The organism is Pseudomonas sp. NFACC56-3 (assembly GCF_900100025.1).
Lineage (GTDB): Bacteria > Pseudomonadota > Gammaproteobacteria > Pseudomonadales > Pseudomonadaceae > Aquipseudomonas > Aquipseudomonas fluorescens_AA.
Map to the genome: position 1 here is coordinate 1 of NZ_FMTK01000038.1, position 16574 is coordinate 16574.

A 16574-nucleotide genomic window follows, 5' to 3' on the forward strand; every position below is an offset into this window, starting at 1 on the left:
GCTTCGATTGCCATTGTGGGTGAGGATCACTGGCAAAAGATGCTGTTTGGTTGAGCCGGTCCAGGGAAGGCTGCCTGTTGTCTTGGCTGAAAGATTGTCGGTGGGTTTGATGGCCTCATCGCGAGCAGGCTCGCTCCCACAGGTTTTTCAGGGGGTGCATAAAAGTGAATACTTCAGAAAAAACAAAGCCCCCTCATTTTTCAAGGGCTTAGTTTTGTATGGTTCCGGCACTAGACGAACGATATGTTTTGGGGGGAGCAGCGTAAGGTTTGAAACTGGCATGGCAGCGCTCCCCTCAGTTACAAGACCTAACCAGTCTAGATCCGCTTTACGCAAAGATAAGCTGGGGCGCGCTGGATGCAGCGTTCAGGCCGCCAATCGAAACGGCCTAACCTATTTCTGCAGATACGGCGCCATCAAGTCGGCAAACCATTCGATAAACGCACTGAGGCGCCGAGAGCGTTGGCGACGATCCGGATACAGCACAGACACGGTCATTGACGGCGGCCTGTAAGCGGCCAGCACTTCCACCAGCTCGCCGCTATCCAGTAAATGCTGCACATCGAACAACGGTACCTGAATCAAACCGAGCCCTGTGCAGCACGCGGCGATATAGCTTTCCGCATTATTGACCACCAGGCGACTGGGCAGCGGCAACGACTGCAGGGCGCCGTCGAGACAATATTCCCACTGAGCCTCCTGCACGCCCGACCCTGACACATAGCCGACGCATACGTGTCGCACCTGCAATTCGGCAGGCTCGGTGGGAACGCCAAACTCGGCCAGGTAGGCGGGGCTGGCGCAGTTGATCAGCAACACCTGCCCCAACGGTTTCACTACTAGGCTGCTGCTCTGCGGCGTGCCAAAACGAATCACACAATCGACGCCCTCCTGCACCAGGTCTATCGCCCGGTCGGTGGACCCCAGCCCCAGTTGCAGGCGCGGATAACGCTGGAGAAATTCGGGCAGCGCGGGAATGAGTAGGCGCCGGGCGATGCGGCTGGGCACATCGACTTCCAGGCGCCCCATCACTTGCTCTTGATGGGTGTGAAACATTTGGTCGATCTCATCGATTTCGACCATCACCTGGCGCGCGCGCTTCAGTAACTGGCTGCCGTCGGTGGTCAACGACACCTTGCGCGTGGTGCGGTGCAACAAACGTGTTCCGGCATTGGCTTCCAATTGTTGAATGGCCGCCGATACCGTGGCGCGCGGCAGTTTCAGCAGGCGTGCGGCCTGGATGAAACTCCCGAGCTCAGCCACCTGAACGAAAACGCGGTACTGCTCGATGCGGTCCATGGGCTATCAGTTCTCGATGACGGCGTTAGCCTGTTTCGCTCGAAGCCGGCGCACCACCCGCCATTCCACGAAACTGACGATCAACAACACCACGGTGGTCAACGTGCCCACCATCAGTAAGTCGGTCAAAAACGCAATCGGCGCCAGCGCCAGCAATAGCACGATGCCGGCCAGGTGCGATTTGGCGACCACCTGATACACCTCGCGTTTGTACAACAGGCTGGCGAATAGAAAGATCATGGGCCCCAGCAGTAGGGTCACGACGTAGGTCGTGTTCATGTGCTTGTCGGGGTGGGCCATGACCAGATCATTGCCGACGGCTGTGGCAATGATGCCGGCCACCAGCACCGCGTGAATGTAATGAAAATTAGCGCCGGTGCGCCCAGGGTCCTTGGAGTGGGTAACGCAATGAGTGGCGTCTTTGCTCGCGGTGCCGAAGTACAACCACCACATCGCCAGGGTGCCCAGTAAGGTCACCCATAACCCCGCCAACACGGGAATATCCCAGTGCTCGGTTTCGGCGAGCACCGCGCCGCTGGCCAGTAGCGTTTCACCCAGGGCGACGATCACAAACAGCTGGCAACGCTCGGCTAGATGCGCACCCTCGATGGTCCAGTCAATGGTGCTCGACCGTCCCAGCCCTGGTAGCGCAAAACCGAACATGGGCGATACGTACTCACACAGCACCGCGATTAGCCATAGGCCGATACGCCACGGGCCCTCCATAAACGCGCCTACCAACCAGAACGTCGCGGCAATCACTACCCAGCCGAGCATGCGCTTGAAGTTCGGTGCCAGCGCGTGTTCAGCAGGCAAATGCAGCACGATAAAGACGGTACGGCCTACCTGAATCGCCATATAGGCCAGCGCAAACACTAAGCCCCGCTCGCCAAAGGCTTCAGGAATGCTCGCCGCCATCAGCAAGGCAGGAAACATCAGGGCGAAGATCAGGCCGCGTATCCTCGGCGTTTCCGGGTTAAACCAGTTGGTGACCCAGCAGGTGTATTGCCAGCCTAGCCATACCGCGAACCACAGGATAAGGTTCTCCATCACGCCGACCAAGGTCAGGTGATGGAGCAGGCCGTGGCTGAGTTGGGTCACGGCGAAAACATAGACGAGGTCGAACAACAACTCCTCGAACGTCACCCGTGCGTGGTGACCATCACGGTGGCGAAGTAACGGGTGAGGTGCAGGCTGATTGGCACTCATAACAACCCCATGGCCTGGTTGGTCGGGAAAAGTGTCAACGCGACATTGCGGGGTTGCAATCGTTTTTTCGTCCGTTACTTGGTGGTGTAACCGCCGTTGATCAAAATCGTTTGTCCCGTCACCCACCAGCCATCACTCACCAAGTTGCGAATAAACGGCACCACATCCTCGATATCAGTCAGGCCCGTGCGCGAGAACGGCGAAAGCGCCGCGGCGGTCTTATGATAGTTCACCGCATCCTGACCTTCGGCCGGATAGAAAAACGGTGTATCCATCGGGCCAGGGCCTACGGCCGTCACTGAAATACCACGCGCGCCGAGTTCTTTCGCCGCCGCCCGGGTGAACTGCTCCACCGGTGCTTTGCTACCAGCATACGCCGCGTAGAACGGCGTGAACGCGCCGAGCAGCGAGGTAACGATGGTGCAGATCTTTCCGTTGTCGTTGAGGTGCTTGCCGGCTTCCTTGAGGAAGAAAAACGCGGTTTTGGAGTTAACCGCCATCATCTCGTCATATTCAGCTTCGGTGATCTCGGCCATAGGCTTTTTCAACACCTTGCCCACAGTGTTGATAGCAATATCCGGACGCCCGACTGCGGCCACGGCATCGCTGAACAGCTTTTCTACGGCACCGGCGGTGGTCAAATCTGCCTGCAACGCCACAGCGTTGGTTCCCAGCGCCTCGAGAGCCGCCACGGTAGCGTTGGCATCGCCCAGGCTGGAGGCGCTGTTGTAATGCACCACCACAGCCTTGGCACCGTGTTGGGCGAGATCGCGGGCGAGCAAGCCACCGAGATTTTTCACTCCGCCGGCGATCAGTACGACCTTGCCGTTGATTGAATGTTTGGACATGACAACGCTCCTTGGGCTGGGAAAGGTAGGACCCAGTCTAGAGGTGCCGCGGGCAAAGATAAGCACACGAAAGCTGGATGCACTGTTCAGCATTTTCAGCCAATCAGCATGAAGTTGAAGCACGGTTGGCCTTCAAGATCGATGGGGACAGATCACGGTTTTTGGCTAGAGTGATCGAACAGGAAACTAACCGCAGTCCGTTTCTAACTTCCTTACGCTAGACACAATTGCTGCTGACGTTTCCAATCATTTGGAAATCCCATGAGTCTCAAATAATCCAGTTCCTGCCGATCCATGATTTCGGCCAGGCGAAACTTCCAGTAGCTGTCTGGGCTGATCAAGTCGGTTAGGTAGGCCAGCATCGTCAATACGACGTATAGCCGCTGCTTGGGCTGAGGTCGGTCGGCGGGAGCCGTTGGGATGGCCCATTCTTTAGGTAATGATGGTCGAATCGAGAGCTCTAGGTTCCATAGCCGTGAGTGGTGAGCACAGCAGTTACGAATGAAGGTCAACGTGTGTAGCCAAGGGGCTAATACTTCGAATGGCGGGCTGAACCTGGTGGCGATAGCTTTCTTGTCGGCGCTTGTGCCTATGGCATTGAAGAGGGTAGATACCATTGCTGATAGTCGCTCGTATGGCGACTTCGACACGTTCGATAGCATCCGTGATGATGCGCCGCAACGAACCATCGAAGCGGTAGATGTCGACGATTGCCTTCAGTGTGCTGCCGGGCTTGAAAGTATGTTCAGGGTCTGGCTCCTGAAAGGGGCGCATGTAGGGACTCAGGCGAAACAGCGTGACCACTTCGAGAAAACGCATGGCCCGATCATCGTTGGTGATGTGCAAGCCTCGTTGTTTTAGCAGTTCCAATTGCTGTTCTACGCTGAGGGCCGGTTTGTCGAAGGGCCTCATGTAGTTTTCTCCAGGCAAAAAAAACCCGCACGATTTGAGCTTGTTGACGGGGTCAACCTAGGCTTGGCGGGTGTGTTGGGGTGCATTATAGGTAGGTGTAAGAGACCGTCAACGTTGCACTGACGTGGAATTGTAACGAATAGACGCGCGAGCAAAGCTTGGTCTGTGGGTGCTGATAAGGCGGTGCTGGTCTTTATCCAGCTTCTAGGAGGTTTAAACCTTCCAGAAACAACAAAGCCCTCGCATTTCTGCGAGGGCTTTGTTTTGTATGGTGCGGCACCAGACGAACGGTATGTTCCGGGGAGGCCAGGTTTTTCGGGCGTCTGGATTTCGCTGGAAAATTCGGTGTACCCCAACGAGTAACTATAAATAAATCAGCTCTTTATGGATTTTAGTGGAATCGGACCGGGCATATGGACAGATATGATTGCAATTTGACCAGGTCCGATAACGAGAGTGAATATTGCCAGATGAAAGCTCAAGCCAGTTCTCATTAAGATGAAGAACCTGAGAGTAATGAGCCCTAAACGAACTGGGTGAGTAGTCACCCCTTTCAATACACCGACACTCAGCTTCGAGACGAAAACGAAGGGGCAGCACGATCATTGACCCCGACGTTTGCATTGGCCAAGGTGCGATAGTTTTTGAGGGCGTAAACGTGGGCGCCGGTGCGGTTATTGCCGCTAATGCGATGGTGACAAAGCATGTGTTTCTGGACCTGCGGCGCCCTGGTGAATTACCGATGACCTGTTTCGGCGGCGCAACCGGAGGCTTCGGAAAAGGTTATGCCGGTGCTGGACCAGATCAATGGGCGTTGGGGGCGCCGGACGTTGAAGGTGGCGACTGTGCTTGTTGCGCCGGATTGGAGGATGAAGCGGGATCTGCTCAGCCAGCGGTACACGACCTGCATGGCGGAGCTGTTCATAGTCAAAACATGACGCTAGGTCGACCGAATTTTCTAATGCCATATTGACATCGATGGCCATTGAGCATCACTGTATTCCTTTTGACTGAACAAAGGGAACTTGTAATGTTTGATTTGGTGATTTTTGATTTAGATAACACCTTGGCTTCAACTGATGATTTGGAAGAATTTCGCGGACGCGCAAATTTAGGCGAGCAAAACCAAAGTTACAAAGACCGGCTGGTTACTAAGATCGAAGAGCAGAAACGTCGATTATTGTCGACAGAGTTCTTTGAGGATCTGCGAGATAACAATCCAGACATCAAGCTGGCAGTTTTTACCAAGTCACCTAAGGAATACGCCAATATTGTATTGGACGAGGTTTACCCGGAAATCGAGTGGGACTCCGTCGTAGCATTCGAAGACGTGAAACACACGAAGCCGGATCCGGAAGGGATTTATTTGGCTGCAGAGGACTGTGGTATCACTCAAGGTACAGCAGTTTTGCTAGTGGGGGATGACCTCGGGGATGTCGAGGCGGCTTACAGCGCAGGAATTCGTGTGGTATTGGCCGAACTTGAAAACCAAAAAAACTATGAAGCGAGAAAGCGAATTCCTGACGCGTCAGTTGTTAAGGAAAAAACAGTATACGAAGCGATTGTTGACATAAAGCAGAAACTCCCTGTCCTCGAGCGACTAGTAGAAGGCGGCGACTCAAATAGCACTTACTTTGGGAGAGTGTGCCGGATTGGACACTTTCCGCCAAAGTCGATAGCGGAAACGAAACACCCGCTCCAGGTTATTTCTTTAGGTAGGTTGTTCACAGAGCATAAGGCGCTTAAAGAAAGACGGCAATGGCATGCTCTTACTGATGAAATTGTGAAATTCAAAGATACTGATAATTTTCCGGCAGAATGGGCGGAGTGCGTCCGAGATGCAATTGATGACCAAATTAAGCAGTACAGAAAAAGAAAAGGCCCGAGCCACATGTTTAAACGGTACAACGTGCTAATCACAGTTGCACCCACAAAAGCCGATAGACCGCCTCGGATGGAGAACTTTCTTGAACTGATCGGGTCATCGTGCGATGAGAGCCCACTGTCTAACAGCTCGGTTGATATCGCCCCTGAAGCATTTGAATTCTCTGCAGAGGCGAGATCCCATCACGGTGAACACTTGTCCCAAATTCAGCGATTTGAAAATGTCCGTGACTGCTTGTCGGTAGGCGATGTCGACTTCGAAGATAAATTAGTTTTCTTGATCGATGATGTTGTCACCACAGGGGCGACTCTTTACTATATGGACAAATACAGTAAGGAGAATGGTGCGCAAGAGGTGTTTTGCATTAGCTTAGCGCACACAATCTCAGCGCCCAGAGAAATAAAATGACGAGCGATGACGCTTACAATGCTTTGATCCTGAGTGGGTTAAAGGGTGTTGGGCCTAGCACGATTGAAAAGGTGCTGGGGCTTTCTTCCTATCCACTCAAGACGGCTCTTGAGCTTTGTGAGTACGCCTACGAATTGCGTAAAAACTCCTTGACTGTTGAGCAGTTCGATGAGGCTAGGAAGTATGCCGACTTTCAGGTGGATATGGCATCCAAGAACGACACGAGGGTCATCAGCCTGTTGGATGCTGAATTTCCAAAAACCTTGATGGCCTCCGGGGTCCGTCTTGCGGTTCTTTATGTCAAAGGAAATGTAGGCGCGCTGAATATCCCCTCAGTCGCTGTAATTGGAACAAGAGAGCCTACCCCCCATGGTGAAGAAATAACAAAGCGAATAACGGATTGGATGGTTCAACAGGGGTGGGCGATCGTAAGTGGTCTCGCATTGGGTTGCGATAGCATTGCACATAAGCAGGCAATTGAGTCGGGAGGTAAAACAATAGCCGTTATGGCTCATGGGTTGCAAACCATTTCACCGTCGCGGAATAAAGACCTGGCGACATCAATACTATCCAGCGATGGAGCATTGGTGTCTGAATTCGGTTTTGACATAAAGCCAGCTCCAACCAACTTTGTTATCAGGGACAAAACCCAGTCCGCCCTTTCTCGCGGAGTGATAATGATCCAGTCGGACTTGGTAGGTGGAAGCTTGCATGCATCCCGGGCAGCAATCAAAGACCTGCGCCCACTGATTGTTCCATTCCCAACCTATAAGGATATAGCACATTCTGAAAGCAAAATTTCAGCAAATCTCTTGCTGGCTTCAGACGATGCCATAGGCAAGTGCAACTTGTTGAAGTGTGCTTCCGCCGGATTGGAAAATCTTCATATTATTAGACGGAAAGAGGAGTACGGTAGAATGTTGGAAATCCTATCTAAGGACCTTTCTCAGTAATAGGTAGCATCTGTCACGAACACGGGATCAAAATCGTCTAACCAAGGCCTGCCTTCTCTAGGCTAATGGCCAGGTCGAGCGCATGAACCGGACGATAAAAGAGGTCACGATCAAGGGCCTTTCACTGTCCCGACTTCACTTCGCTAAAGGAGAACGTGCTGGCCTTCATGATGGCCTATGACTTCGCCAGGTACCTCAAAGCCTTGTGATGGCCCTCTGTAAGGCCTGGACAAAAAGTCCAGAGCGATACACTATCAATCCATGCCATCTCATTCCGGGACCGTACACGCTAAAAGCGTTTGCGCGACACTCTGTCCGGCTGATTACGATACTGCGGAACTGCTTTCACGTCAGTGAAAGCCGACAAAACTTATGCATAATTAGCTTGAAAAGCACTTATACATACCTAGTCTTTGAAAGGGAGTTAAAGATTGGAAAATATAGAGTCTGTCATTCGGGATAAACTAGCATTACAATTAGAGTTACTAGAAGAAGGATTGGAGCTCCTAGATATTGAAAAGTATCTTCCAAACAGGCAGGGTACAAGAGGTTTCATTGACCTGCTAGCTAGAGACAAGAATGGAAAGTACGTGATCATTGAACTTAAGCGAAGCGAAGCTGCCAGTCGTGAAGCTCTTCATGAGGTCTTGAAATATCTGGAAGGTTTGAAACTGAATTACAGCATTCGTGATTCAGAGTTGAGAGTATTTATCGTATCTACGGAGTGGAGAGAGCTTATGGTTTCTTTCTCCTCGTTTGTGAAAAGAGTTTCTGTAGTTGTGCAGGGTTTTAAACTTGAAGTTGATGCAGACCACTCCCTGACAAACGCAACAACTGTCTCTCCTTTGGAGTTAGCTCAAGATCGGATATTTGCTCCTTGGCATGAGCTTAACTTATACAAAACAGAAAGCTCTCTGGAGAAAGGTATTGCTAGCTATGAGAAAAGCTGTCGCGAAAAAGGAATCGAAAACTACGTCCTACTAAAATTAGTGCCACCACTTGAGTTCAGGACGCGACCAGCGCGAGCCTTAGCGATTTTAGAAATGGCACAATTTATTTCAACTCCTCTAAAGAAGAGTCGTGAGCAAATTATTGCTGAGCTACCTACCTATAGTTACATCTTGTACTTTTCTCCTTTGCAGCTTTCCGAAGATGCCTGCTGGGATGCGATAAAACGCAGATACAGAGGTGAAGAACTCAAAGAGTTCGAACTCACGATGAAATATGTGGAGGAAGAAACTCGCCTATTCTATCTACACGAGAAATTATATGAGATGAGCCCAGCGATTTTTTTTGATGACGCCGAAATTGGCACTCCGGCAAAAATTTCTAAAATTTTGGACGGAGAGGATGTAAAACTCATAGAAATACTTCGTTACGGAACCTTGAAAGCCAATATATTTCTTTCCGAAGAGTCAATTCTGAATGATTTGCGAGGTTTAGACGGCAACCGACTTCAAACTTACCATAAGGAGTTTTGCCCTTCAAACAGAGCAGAGTTGAACGAAGTGCGTATATCTGTGCAGCGCTGCTTACGTGAGAATCCTCTTTGGAGAGCTCAAATCCTTCGAGTCATTGATGAGTTTCTCCCCGTGGAGCCAGATTTTAAGGCGACCATTCACATTTACAATCCAGGAAATCTATGTTTATCTCTATTCAAATCCATTGATGAGTCAAACCTTGAATACGTACCTGGCTATGCCTTCTTAGTTGAAAAGAATGGCGCTCCACATTCTATATTTTTCGGAAAAATGTGGCCCACGGGAAAGAAAGCGTCCTTTAGCTCTCTCTTAGAAAGTTTTCATCACGGCCAAGGACGCTTATTCCTAAGCAGCTTAAATTGGGGGGGGTATGAGTCTAGGGATGTAGAGATCTCCGAACACTTAGGTATGACATACAAGACATTTAAAGTAGTCTTTAATGGTAATGATCGTAGCTTCTGGGAGCTAACCGATATATGTTGGCGAGCCGTCGAGCCTTTTGATGAACATTCAGGATTCCGGGAATTTAAAAAAGAAAATTCAGACTTTGTTTTAGATGTATGTGATTATTACTCCGCCCACTGGGACGGAGTACTAGTGCAGCATGACCTAAATAAAGAATTTGTATTCCGCACATAGAGCCATATAGCCGAGTGCGCTGATGACTATTATCAGTGCACTATATTGAATGCATCGATGTGGGCACCAGGCGAACGGTAGCTTTCTGCGGGTCTGGAACTTGGTGGAAAATTTGGCGTACCCTAACTAGTAACTCTAAATAAATCAGCTAGTTATGGCGTTCGATGGAGTCGAATCCGGAGTTTTTGAGATGTCAGCACGTTGTCGGCTTGCAGATAGACCATTCAGAGTCGTATACGAATGGTAAATCTGAACGTTTCGATCATCCCGTCCGTGGAGATTAGGCAGTATCAGCTAAAAGCGGTCATTTGATACGCCTACGAAATCAGAGGAGATTCATTTGTTAATCTGGCGAGGAGCTCTCGTTAGACTGGAGGCTGGATTTGTAGACATTATTTTTTTCAAATTCAACTCTGATTTTTTGTTGCTGTAACATTAGCTCGGAAAGCTGTTCGCGTGTTTTAACCTTAAACTCCTCCGGGGCATCTTTGTCTTTTAGGTGCTTTTTACATACCTTGATCGCCGATCCCAGCGCTGCTTCTTTGCGCACCAATTCTGGTGGATGATCAATTTTAGTGTAGATTTTCACCAGGGCTAAAGCTGCAAAAGGCGATAGCGCTTGGGCTACGTTGGTTGCGATTTGGTGGGCGTCTGTGCTAGATGAAATAAACTTACACAGGTTTAGGACAATGGTATTGACTACGCCAACTACAGAGGCAAACAGCACGCTATCTTTCATTTTTAATGCCGCTCGTCTTGAGATGCAAAATCTTTATCAAGCTTGTAATATTCACACTCTTTGAATAGCCGGCGCTTGATATAGTAAGAACTTACTACGACGCCATTTTCTTTGTAGTCGATCACAGCATCACGAGGGATGTATCTGTTGAGCAGGTAACTAATCAACTTTCTTGTGAAGACATAGATAAGAGGGGAGCTCAATATGAGCGCCCCCATCAATATCGCCTCAGATATATCCCGTTCCGTCCACATGGATTAGCCCTCTTAGGGCGCGAGTTCATTGATGACTTTTTTAATCGTGTATGTGTTTCTGGTCTTTCCCGGACTTCTTGTCTGTTCGTGTTCAAGATCAACAGTATAAAGCTTGTCTTTCTGGAAAGCCTCTTCGTTAGCTGTCACCTTTTGCATGAAGGCATCATCCTCAATGCTCACACCGCACTCGAACCCTTCTCGCGTCTGTATACGCCAGCCAGAGGTCCCTTTGAAATTCAATGTAATAAACCTTACAACTACTTGGTTAGTTTGAATTTCAATCTCTTCAAGCGAGCCGACCTTTATAGGCTCAAACAGTTTAATTTTTTCAGATGGGATTTCGACTTCAACATTGTTGTTCTCACCCAGAAACTTAACTCGAGCGCCTTCAATGTTCTCCACTGGCGCCTTGATCACCTTATGTAGAGCCGTCCGCACTGTTTTATCGGTAACCAACTGAGCAATTCTTTCCGGAATCTCAATTTTTTCGCCTTCAACTTCTAAGGTTGCAATTTTTGTAGCAACATCGACGGTGACTTTATCGATTTTTCGATCCCTTAGCTTTTCGATCACTTCGATAGCGGTCGCTGTGCCGACAGCAATTCCGGTTGTGACAAAGCCAACACCCGCCAAAATTGCCTTAGTAGTTAACGGATCAGCAAAAATCGCGAAAACCACTTCCAGCGAACCTTCTTGAGCTGGAGCTAGTACTTTCAAGCTAGCTTCTGATGAGCCGTTGCTAACAATTTTTGCAGCAGCCTTTATGAGCTCGTCCATACCCAGGATCGCATTCCCGAGCGATTTGGCATCAATCGTGTGATTGGCTAGATCGCCCTCAGCGTCATAGGAGATTGCAAAAATCGTTTCAACTTTTTCATCCTTGGGCTGCTTGCTCATTTACTGACTCTAGGCTAGGAGTGGGAATTCGATTTTTTGCAATTTATGTGTGTTTTCGGTGCTTCTTGGAAGCCAAAAAAGCCAACCGGCGCGACCCTGATTCCTTTCGCGCTAGGTGGGACGGTCCATGCTAACGCTTGAGTTTCATTTCTCTAAGGCTTTTTTAGCTCAAAGGACGATTTTGCAGCTACCCTTCGTTCGTGGCTTGAGTAGCCTTTAGCTTCATAGACCGAATCGCCCCTAATTTGTAGGCACCTTGAACTGATCAGGTGCCACGAGTCGGTCGCCATCGGTGACTCCAGGCAGGTACCCTCCCCCATGACGAATATCATCGATGCACGTCCTCCAAGTCCCAACCTAGCTTTCAGAATAGCTTCAGGGAATAATAAAATTCAGACTTAAAATATTAGACCGAGCAACCTGGAGCCAATTTGAAGCTCTCGCCAGATTGAACCTTTCCAAGCAAGATGACCGCAGCTTCCGAGTATTTTCTAGTAAAGCTACTCTCGGACTTTCCGGTTTTTAATTTGAAATGGTATGGGTTGTCGGAGTTTTTCATATCAAAGCCTGTCATTTGCTCCAAAGCTTCAATTAACTTATGTGCACCATTCCAGCTATTAAATCCAAGCTTCTCTGCGACTAACTGGAGAGTGTACGGATAATTGGCGTTTACACTGGCAGGTCCATCCAGCGATGTGATGCCTAATATTTTGGCAAAGTTTTCGTCGCTCTCTACGGCATGTTCTAGCATAGAGAAATTTACCTCTACTTGTTTTACCAGTGTATCCCTCCTCACCAGATTGAAGGCCCGTGCCATTAGTGCCCGAAGTAGCTTTACGTTAATCTGTTCTAAAGTTCCATTATTTCCGAATGCCTTAAACACCCACTCAAAAGAAGATGCCGTAATGCTTTTTACACGAATTGTCACATCTTCTCCGACGTTGATGATTCTTTCGCGAGCAGGATAAGACGATTCGCTTACATCCTTATCCCATTCTAGTATGTAAATATTTGGAGTTAGAGCTTGGCTTGCTTTAAACATGCGAGTGACATCATATAATATGCTTTTTATATTAGGATCTTCAGCTCGGTATCCGACAAAAAGAAGTGGATGTTCTGCAAAGTATGTGAGTAGCTTTGCGCTCAGGTATTTTTTATCTGCCTCAAAGACCTGATAGTCTTCATCAGTTAATACGAGTGATAAAGGGTCTGAGATGCATTCGTGTATCTTAAAGATCTCACCAACCGACAAGTATGGCTTACTCAGTACCTGCTGGCCTACTACCCGCTCAAAGTCTGGGAAAATCAGTTCTAATAATTGATCGTAGTTAGTGGTGATAAGCGCATGAGGGCTCATAGATTGTAGGGCTGCTATTTCAGCATCTAAGTCGTCTGCGCCATAGGAACCAGTTTCACTTGGCCCCATTCCATTCAAAATAGTTACAATTGCATGCTTTATGAATATGTCAGATGGATACTCTTCAGAAAAGTACTCCGCAGGGAATTGATTTCTACCCTCAGTCCACGCCCACTCTCGGAAGCAGTCAGAAAATATGCTTCCAATCTCCACTAAGTTTTATTTTTTTGTTTGTAGTAAGCCAGGTCCAAGCTAATGTTTGGGCATCTCGAAGCCAGGATTTTCAGCAGTTCCTCCCAGCTTGGCCCCTTAGAGTATCTTTTTGAAAAGCCGGATCCGACAAATAATATAGGCTGGCATGCAGCCTGGCCAAGAACATTAAGTATGTCGGAGGTTACTTCTTCTTGGTACTGCTTGTAACTTAATGACATATCCCTCGCTCCCCAACATTTATCCGCATTTGTATTCGATCGTAGAATTTTTTTTAAAAAAGCAGCCTAGACAATGTATTTACTTATAGCACAATAAAAACTTACCCATCGCCAAAGTTCGTCGACGGCAGACCAGGGTCTTTTTCCGTCGCTGAACTGGCCACGTATGCCCATTCCTGGCCGCTTTGTGATCTTCGCTTAGCGGTTGAACTGCCAGGGTTTTCCTAAGCGATGAGTGAGTAATTGCATGGTCAGCAAATAGTAATAGCGTGTCGATTTAGCGTGCTGGTTAAGGTGGTGATTCAAAAACCAGGCAAGGTGTTTTCTCTGCCAAGTCCATGGATTGTCGCGTTGCCAGCGCTCAGCGATCGCTGTTTGGATAGCCTTCGCCTGACGTAGGTGGCGTTGGCGCGTGGTATGCGACCCAGTCAGGACGCCTGACAGGAACAGCTCCATATCGAATGCCATGTTCATGCTCTACCACCAATGTAAGCCGACACCACGTCGATACGGCCGTGCCCCATCTCATAGCTGACCTGTGCTCGGGCCTCCTGATCAAGGCGTCGGTCGAGCTGGTAGCAGTTGCCGCCGTAGATGGGCGCAAGATGTCGAGTGATTTGCTCATAGCGTTCGCACGCGTAGGCTGCACGCAACTCATGGAAACCTTTGAGGTTGTGCTTATGGAGGATGTCTCGTGCGGGGCCGACGATTCCCTGCAAGAAATCGAGGTAGCGTTCGTTCGGTGTAAGCAGGTTGCGGCTACCGTCGCGCGAGGCCTTTTCGGCAAACCTCAGTGCGTCACGAATATGATCATCTACCGTAATCCAACGAGGTGCTGACGCGCCTGAACGGCCACCCTTGGTGCCGTCCTGGACATTGATCTTGCCGAATTGCTTGGCTTCACGTTTTAGACGGGGAAGGTCGGCCAAAATCGCCTCGCGCAAGCGCATGCCGGTGGCTCGCGCTAACTGAGCGATGGCTGCGGCGCGCGACTGCTGGTTTTCGCAAAGCACCTCTACGATCCGCTTCACCTGTTCGCGGTCTCGGCCTTGCGGCACTGAACGACGAACACTGGTGCGCCGCATTCCCAGCGCCCTGCTCGGACTCGGCACTTTCACATACTGATCACCGCGAAGCGCGGCCATGGTTCGGTTCACGCTGGACAGTCGGTTTTGCGCGGTGGAGATGGCGAGCTCGCCTTGCTCAACTTGCTGCCGCAGATGTCCGGCGTAGTCCAACAAGGTCTGCCGATCAATTTGCCGGGCATCGTTAAACCCCGGCCCATCTTCCGAGCGACACCAGCGTACAAACGCCTGCCAGCGATCAATGTGTGCCTTGACGGTGCCGTAATGCCCGCCGCCAAATAGGTCGCGCAATGCCTGCGGCCCGGCATAACTCAATTGCCGGCCATAGCCAAAATTGCGTCCATCTCGCCTGCCCACCAGTGCCATGATCAAACTCCTCTCGAAGCCAAACCTTTAAAGCCAATCCCCACGTCATCCCGCCAAGGATGTTGAGTGTTATCAGGGATCAAGGCCCCTGCGACCTGTGAGGGTTGTCCACTAACGCGGGACTGGCGGCTCTTTACGACCGGGAGCTTGGGCATCTCATGATCTGGCCTCCTGAACACTTCCGAGAAAGTGGGCGGGTGGAGGCTGCGCTAGCTGACGAGACCACCGCCGCGAGATCCTGAGTCAGGTAAAGGCAGTGAAGCGATGACCGGGGCATGCCTGACTGTCAGTCAAGTGCAGTCCATTTCGTGGGCTGCGGCACCGTCATCTGCATCGCTGTTGCTGATGACTTCGGTGTTTGTCACGCCGATTGTCACGAGAGGAAATGCCGCAATGCCTTGTACGAGGTGGGCTGCAGCAGTGGTAGGAGCGCCCGTCTCTTTCCGGGAGAAAGAGACGGGCGCAGGTTGGCTCAATGAAATGGCCAAGCGGATAGGTTGCTGCAGGGCAGCTATGAAAGGGGGAAGTTGCCGCAGTGGGCACACTGGTAAAAGTAGGCATCCATCACATCGCTGTGACCGTGCGAGCCGCCGGACGCTAATCGCACTTTGGGAGAACCACCACGGTGTGGCGTAGCCTTAAAGGTTCTGGCTACCTGGGTTGCTGTCGACGACAGCACTTCGCCCGATCTTTTCTACGCCTGTGGATAATTCGGGTCAAGGGTCGAATTTTTGGGAGTTCTGCGGCTGTGGATGAAATTATCCATCGGTGGAAATCTGTGGTTTTCCACAGGCAGTTGCATGGGCTCTAGATTTTTAAGTGAGGACCATCCAAGCAGGGTGGCTTTGCAGCCCTGTTTGGATGGACCCGCGTGGCAGAGCAGATTGCGAGAGTCTTACGGATGTACACTTACTTTACTGCGGCACTTTAAAAGCCAAAGCAGTGTTAGCACCGTCGGCCAAAACAACGTGTTGAGAACGTCGTGAGCGCTTGCCTGCCAGCGCCAGTATCCGAAGCTTCCAATATCGTCTCGCCGATCTACCCACTCGCCAGCACACGCAATGATGAAAACAACCAGCCAGCCAAGGTATGGCCTGAATCGTCGGGTGCCAACGATCAACGTCAAATAGACCGCCATGCCCAAATAGATATGCAGCGCGTCTTTTGACAGCCCGGTTGCCGACACAATGGCGAGCTTGATGCTTTGTGCGGTTGAGATATCCATATCAATTTCTCCTCTCTGCGCCAATGCCAGGCTTCGCCTTTATCCGAGTAACGTTATCTCCAATCTGGTACCGGCTCCACCAGTTCATGATCAGCCTGCGCTCCTCGATTAACTCGGCCTTGTGGATGTAAGCGGCGCGGACGTTGTTGCGCTCCTTGTGGCTCATCTGCCGCTCAATAGCTGTCTCCGACCACAGCCCTGGAAAAGGGGACGGATTTATTTCCTCAATCAAAAAATGGAGGGCGTGCGCAGGAGTGCTAGGTTTGAAGACAACATTTCCCCAGAGATCGAAGATCGGCGAAGCTGTTGCCATTACTCCAACGGACCTTCCCTTCAATTCCCCGGCCCCTGACTTGGTGTGGGATGGCCGAATGTTTGTATTTACAGGCGTCATGGCCTTTGGGCCACGCAAAGATTGTCAGGCATTGGTCGAGGAGCGTGGCGGTTTGATTGGGGGCGGGGTGAGTAAGAAGGTGCATTACCTGGTGGTTGGCAGCGTGGGTAATGAGCAGTGGCGCCACAGCACCTACGGAACGAAGATCATGAAGGCAGTGGAACTGCGGGAGGCGGGGGCTTCGATTGCCAT

General features: G+C 50.3%; 15 protein-coding genes and 3 pseudogenes. 6 read left to right on the plus strand and 12 right to left on the minus strand.

The window, feature by feature from the left end; all coding sequences use genetic code 11:
- Window positions 1–393: 393 nt before the first annotated feature.
- From BLO80_RS28460 to BLO80_RS30430, 5 genes are all read right to left on the minus strand, one after another.
- Window positions 394–1299, minus strand: coding sequence for a LysR family transcriptional regulator (locus BLO80_RS28460; RefSeq protein WP_092334255.1), 906 nt, complete (start codon window positions 1297–1299; stop codon window positions 394–396).
- Between the two features lie 6 nt (window positions 1300–1305).
- Window positions 1306–2508: a low temperature requirement protein A gene (locus BLO80_RS28465; protein ID WP_092334257.1), complete on the minus strand. Its 1203-nt coding sequence runs from the start codon at window positions 2506–2508 to the stop codon at window positions 1306–1308.
- 74 nt (window positions 2509–2582) lie between these two features.
- Entirely contained in the window at window positions 2583–3356 is a 774-nt protein-coding gene (locus BLO80_RS28470; protein WP_092334259.1) for an SDR family oxidoreductase, read from the minus strand.
- A 212-nt stretch (window positions 3357–3568) separates the two neighbouring features.
- Window positions 3569–3949 carry an Abi family protein gene (locus tag BLO80_RS30760; RefSeq protein WP_371914591.1) on the minus strand — a complete coding sequence of 127 codons (381 nt, stop codon included), beginning with the start codon at window positions 3947–3949 and terminating at the stop codon, window positions 3569–3571.
- The gene (locus tag BLO80_RS30430; protein ID WP_256574258.1) at window positions 3852–4268 is read right to left on the minus strand and encodes an Abi family protein; all 417 of its coding nucleotides are present in this window, start codon (window positions 4266–4268) and stop codon (window positions 3852–3854) included. The genes BLO80_RS30760 and BLO80_RS30430 overlap by 98 nt, the downstream gene beginning before the upstream one ends.
- Before the next feature lie 785 nt (window positions 4269–5053).
- Here BLO80_RS30430 and BLO80_RS28480 point away from each other — a divergent pair.
- The 5 genes and pseudogenes from BLO80_RS28480 to BLO80_RS28495 all read left to right on the plus strand — a co-directional run bounded on the left by BLO80_RS28480 (window position 5054) and on the right by BLO80_RS28495 (window position 9634).
- Window positions 5054–5206 carry a DUF4113 domain-containing protein gene (locus BLO80_RS28480; RefSeq protein ID WP_092334261.1) on the plus strand — a complete coding sequence of 51 codons (153 nt, stop codon included), beginning with the start codon at window positions 5054–5056 and terminating at the stop codon, window positions 5204–5206.
- 92 nt (window positions 5207–5298) lie between these two features.
- Complete coding sequence (locus BLO80_RS28485; protein ID WP_092334263.1) at window positions 5299–6561, plus strand: HAD-IA family hydrolase; 1263 nt, start codon at window positions 5299–5301, stop codon at window positions 6559–6561.
- The gene (locus tag BLO80_RS28490) at window positions 6558–7514 is read left to right on the plus strand and encodes a DNA-processing protein DprA (RefSeq protein ID WP_092334265.1); all 957 of its coding nucleotides are present in this window, start codon (window positions 6558–6560) and stop codon (window positions 7512–7514) included. Before BLO80_RS28485 ends, BLO80_RS28490 begins: the two co-directional genes overlap by 4 nt.
- 64 nt (window positions 7515–7578) lie before the next feature.
- Window positions 7579–7803 (plus strand): annotated as a pseudogene (locus BLO80_RS30435) (IS481 family transposase); the annotation flags it as partial.
- A 142-nt stretch (window positions 7804–7945) separates the two neighbouring features.
- Window positions 7946–9634 carry an endonuclease NucS domain-containing protein gene (locus tag BLO80_RS28495; protein WP_092334267.1) on the plus strand — a complete coding sequence of 563 codons (1689 nt, stop codon included), beginning with the start codon at window positions 7946–7948 and terminating at the stop codon, window positions 9632–9634.
- A 343-nt stretch (window positions 9635–9977) separates the two neighbouring features.
- Here the strand turns inward: BLO80_RS28495 and BLO80_RS28500 are convergent, their stop codons facing one another.
- The 7 genes and pseudogenes from BLO80_RS28500 to BLO80_RS30440 form a co-directional block, all read right to left on the minus strand.
- Complete coding sequence (locus tag BLO80_RS28500) at window positions 9978–10373, minus strand: hypothetical protein (protein ID WP_092334269.1); 396 nt, start codon at window positions 10371–10373, stop codon at window positions 9978–9980.
- Window positions 10374–10639: 266 nt separating this feature from the next.
- A complete protein-coding gene (locus tag BLO80_RS28510) occupies window positions 10640–11524 on the minus strand; it encodes an LAPAL motif-containing putative phage structural protein (RefSeq protein WP_092334273.1) in 885 nt (294 codons plus the stop codon).
- Between the two features lie 406 nt (window positions 11525–11930).
- On the minus strand, window positions 11931–13094 hold the full coding sequence (locus BLO80_RS28515; RefSeq protein WP_218189391.1) for an SIR2 family NAD-dependent protein deacylase: 1164 nt from the start codon (window positions 13092–13094) through the stop codon (window positions 11931–11933).
- 416 nt (window positions 13095–13510) lie between these two features.
- Entirely contained in the window at window positions 13511–13786 is a 276-nt protein-coding gene (locus tag BLO80_RS28520; RefSeq protein WP_092334277.1) for a hypothetical protein, read from the minus strand.
- The gene (locus tag BLO80_RS28525; protein ID WP_092334279.1) at window positions 13783–14763 is read right to left on the minus strand and encodes an integrase domain-containing protein; all 981 of its coding nucleotides are present in this window, start codon (window positions 14761–14763) and stop codon (window positions 13783–13785) included. Before BLO80_RS28525 ends, BLO80_RS28520 begins: the two co-directional genes overlap by 4 nt.
- Before the next feature lie 895 nt (window positions 14764–15658).
- Window positions 15659–15988: a hypothetical protein gene (locus tag BLO80_RS28535; protein WP_038445259.1), complete on the minus strand. Its 330-nt coding sequence runs from the start codon at window positions 15986–15988 to the stop codon at window positions 15659–15661.
- 1 nt (window position 15989) lies between these two features.
- Window positions 15990–16187 (minus strand): annotated as a pseudogene (locus BLO80_RS30440) (integrase); the annotation flags it as partial.
- Window positions 16188–16293: 106 nt separating this feature from the next.
- On the opposite strand from BLO80_RS30440, the pseudogene BLO80_RS28545 reads away from it, so the two are divergent.
- Window positions 16294–16574 (plus strand): annotated as a pseudogene (locus tag BLO80_RS28545) (BRCT domain-containing protein); the annotation flags it as partial.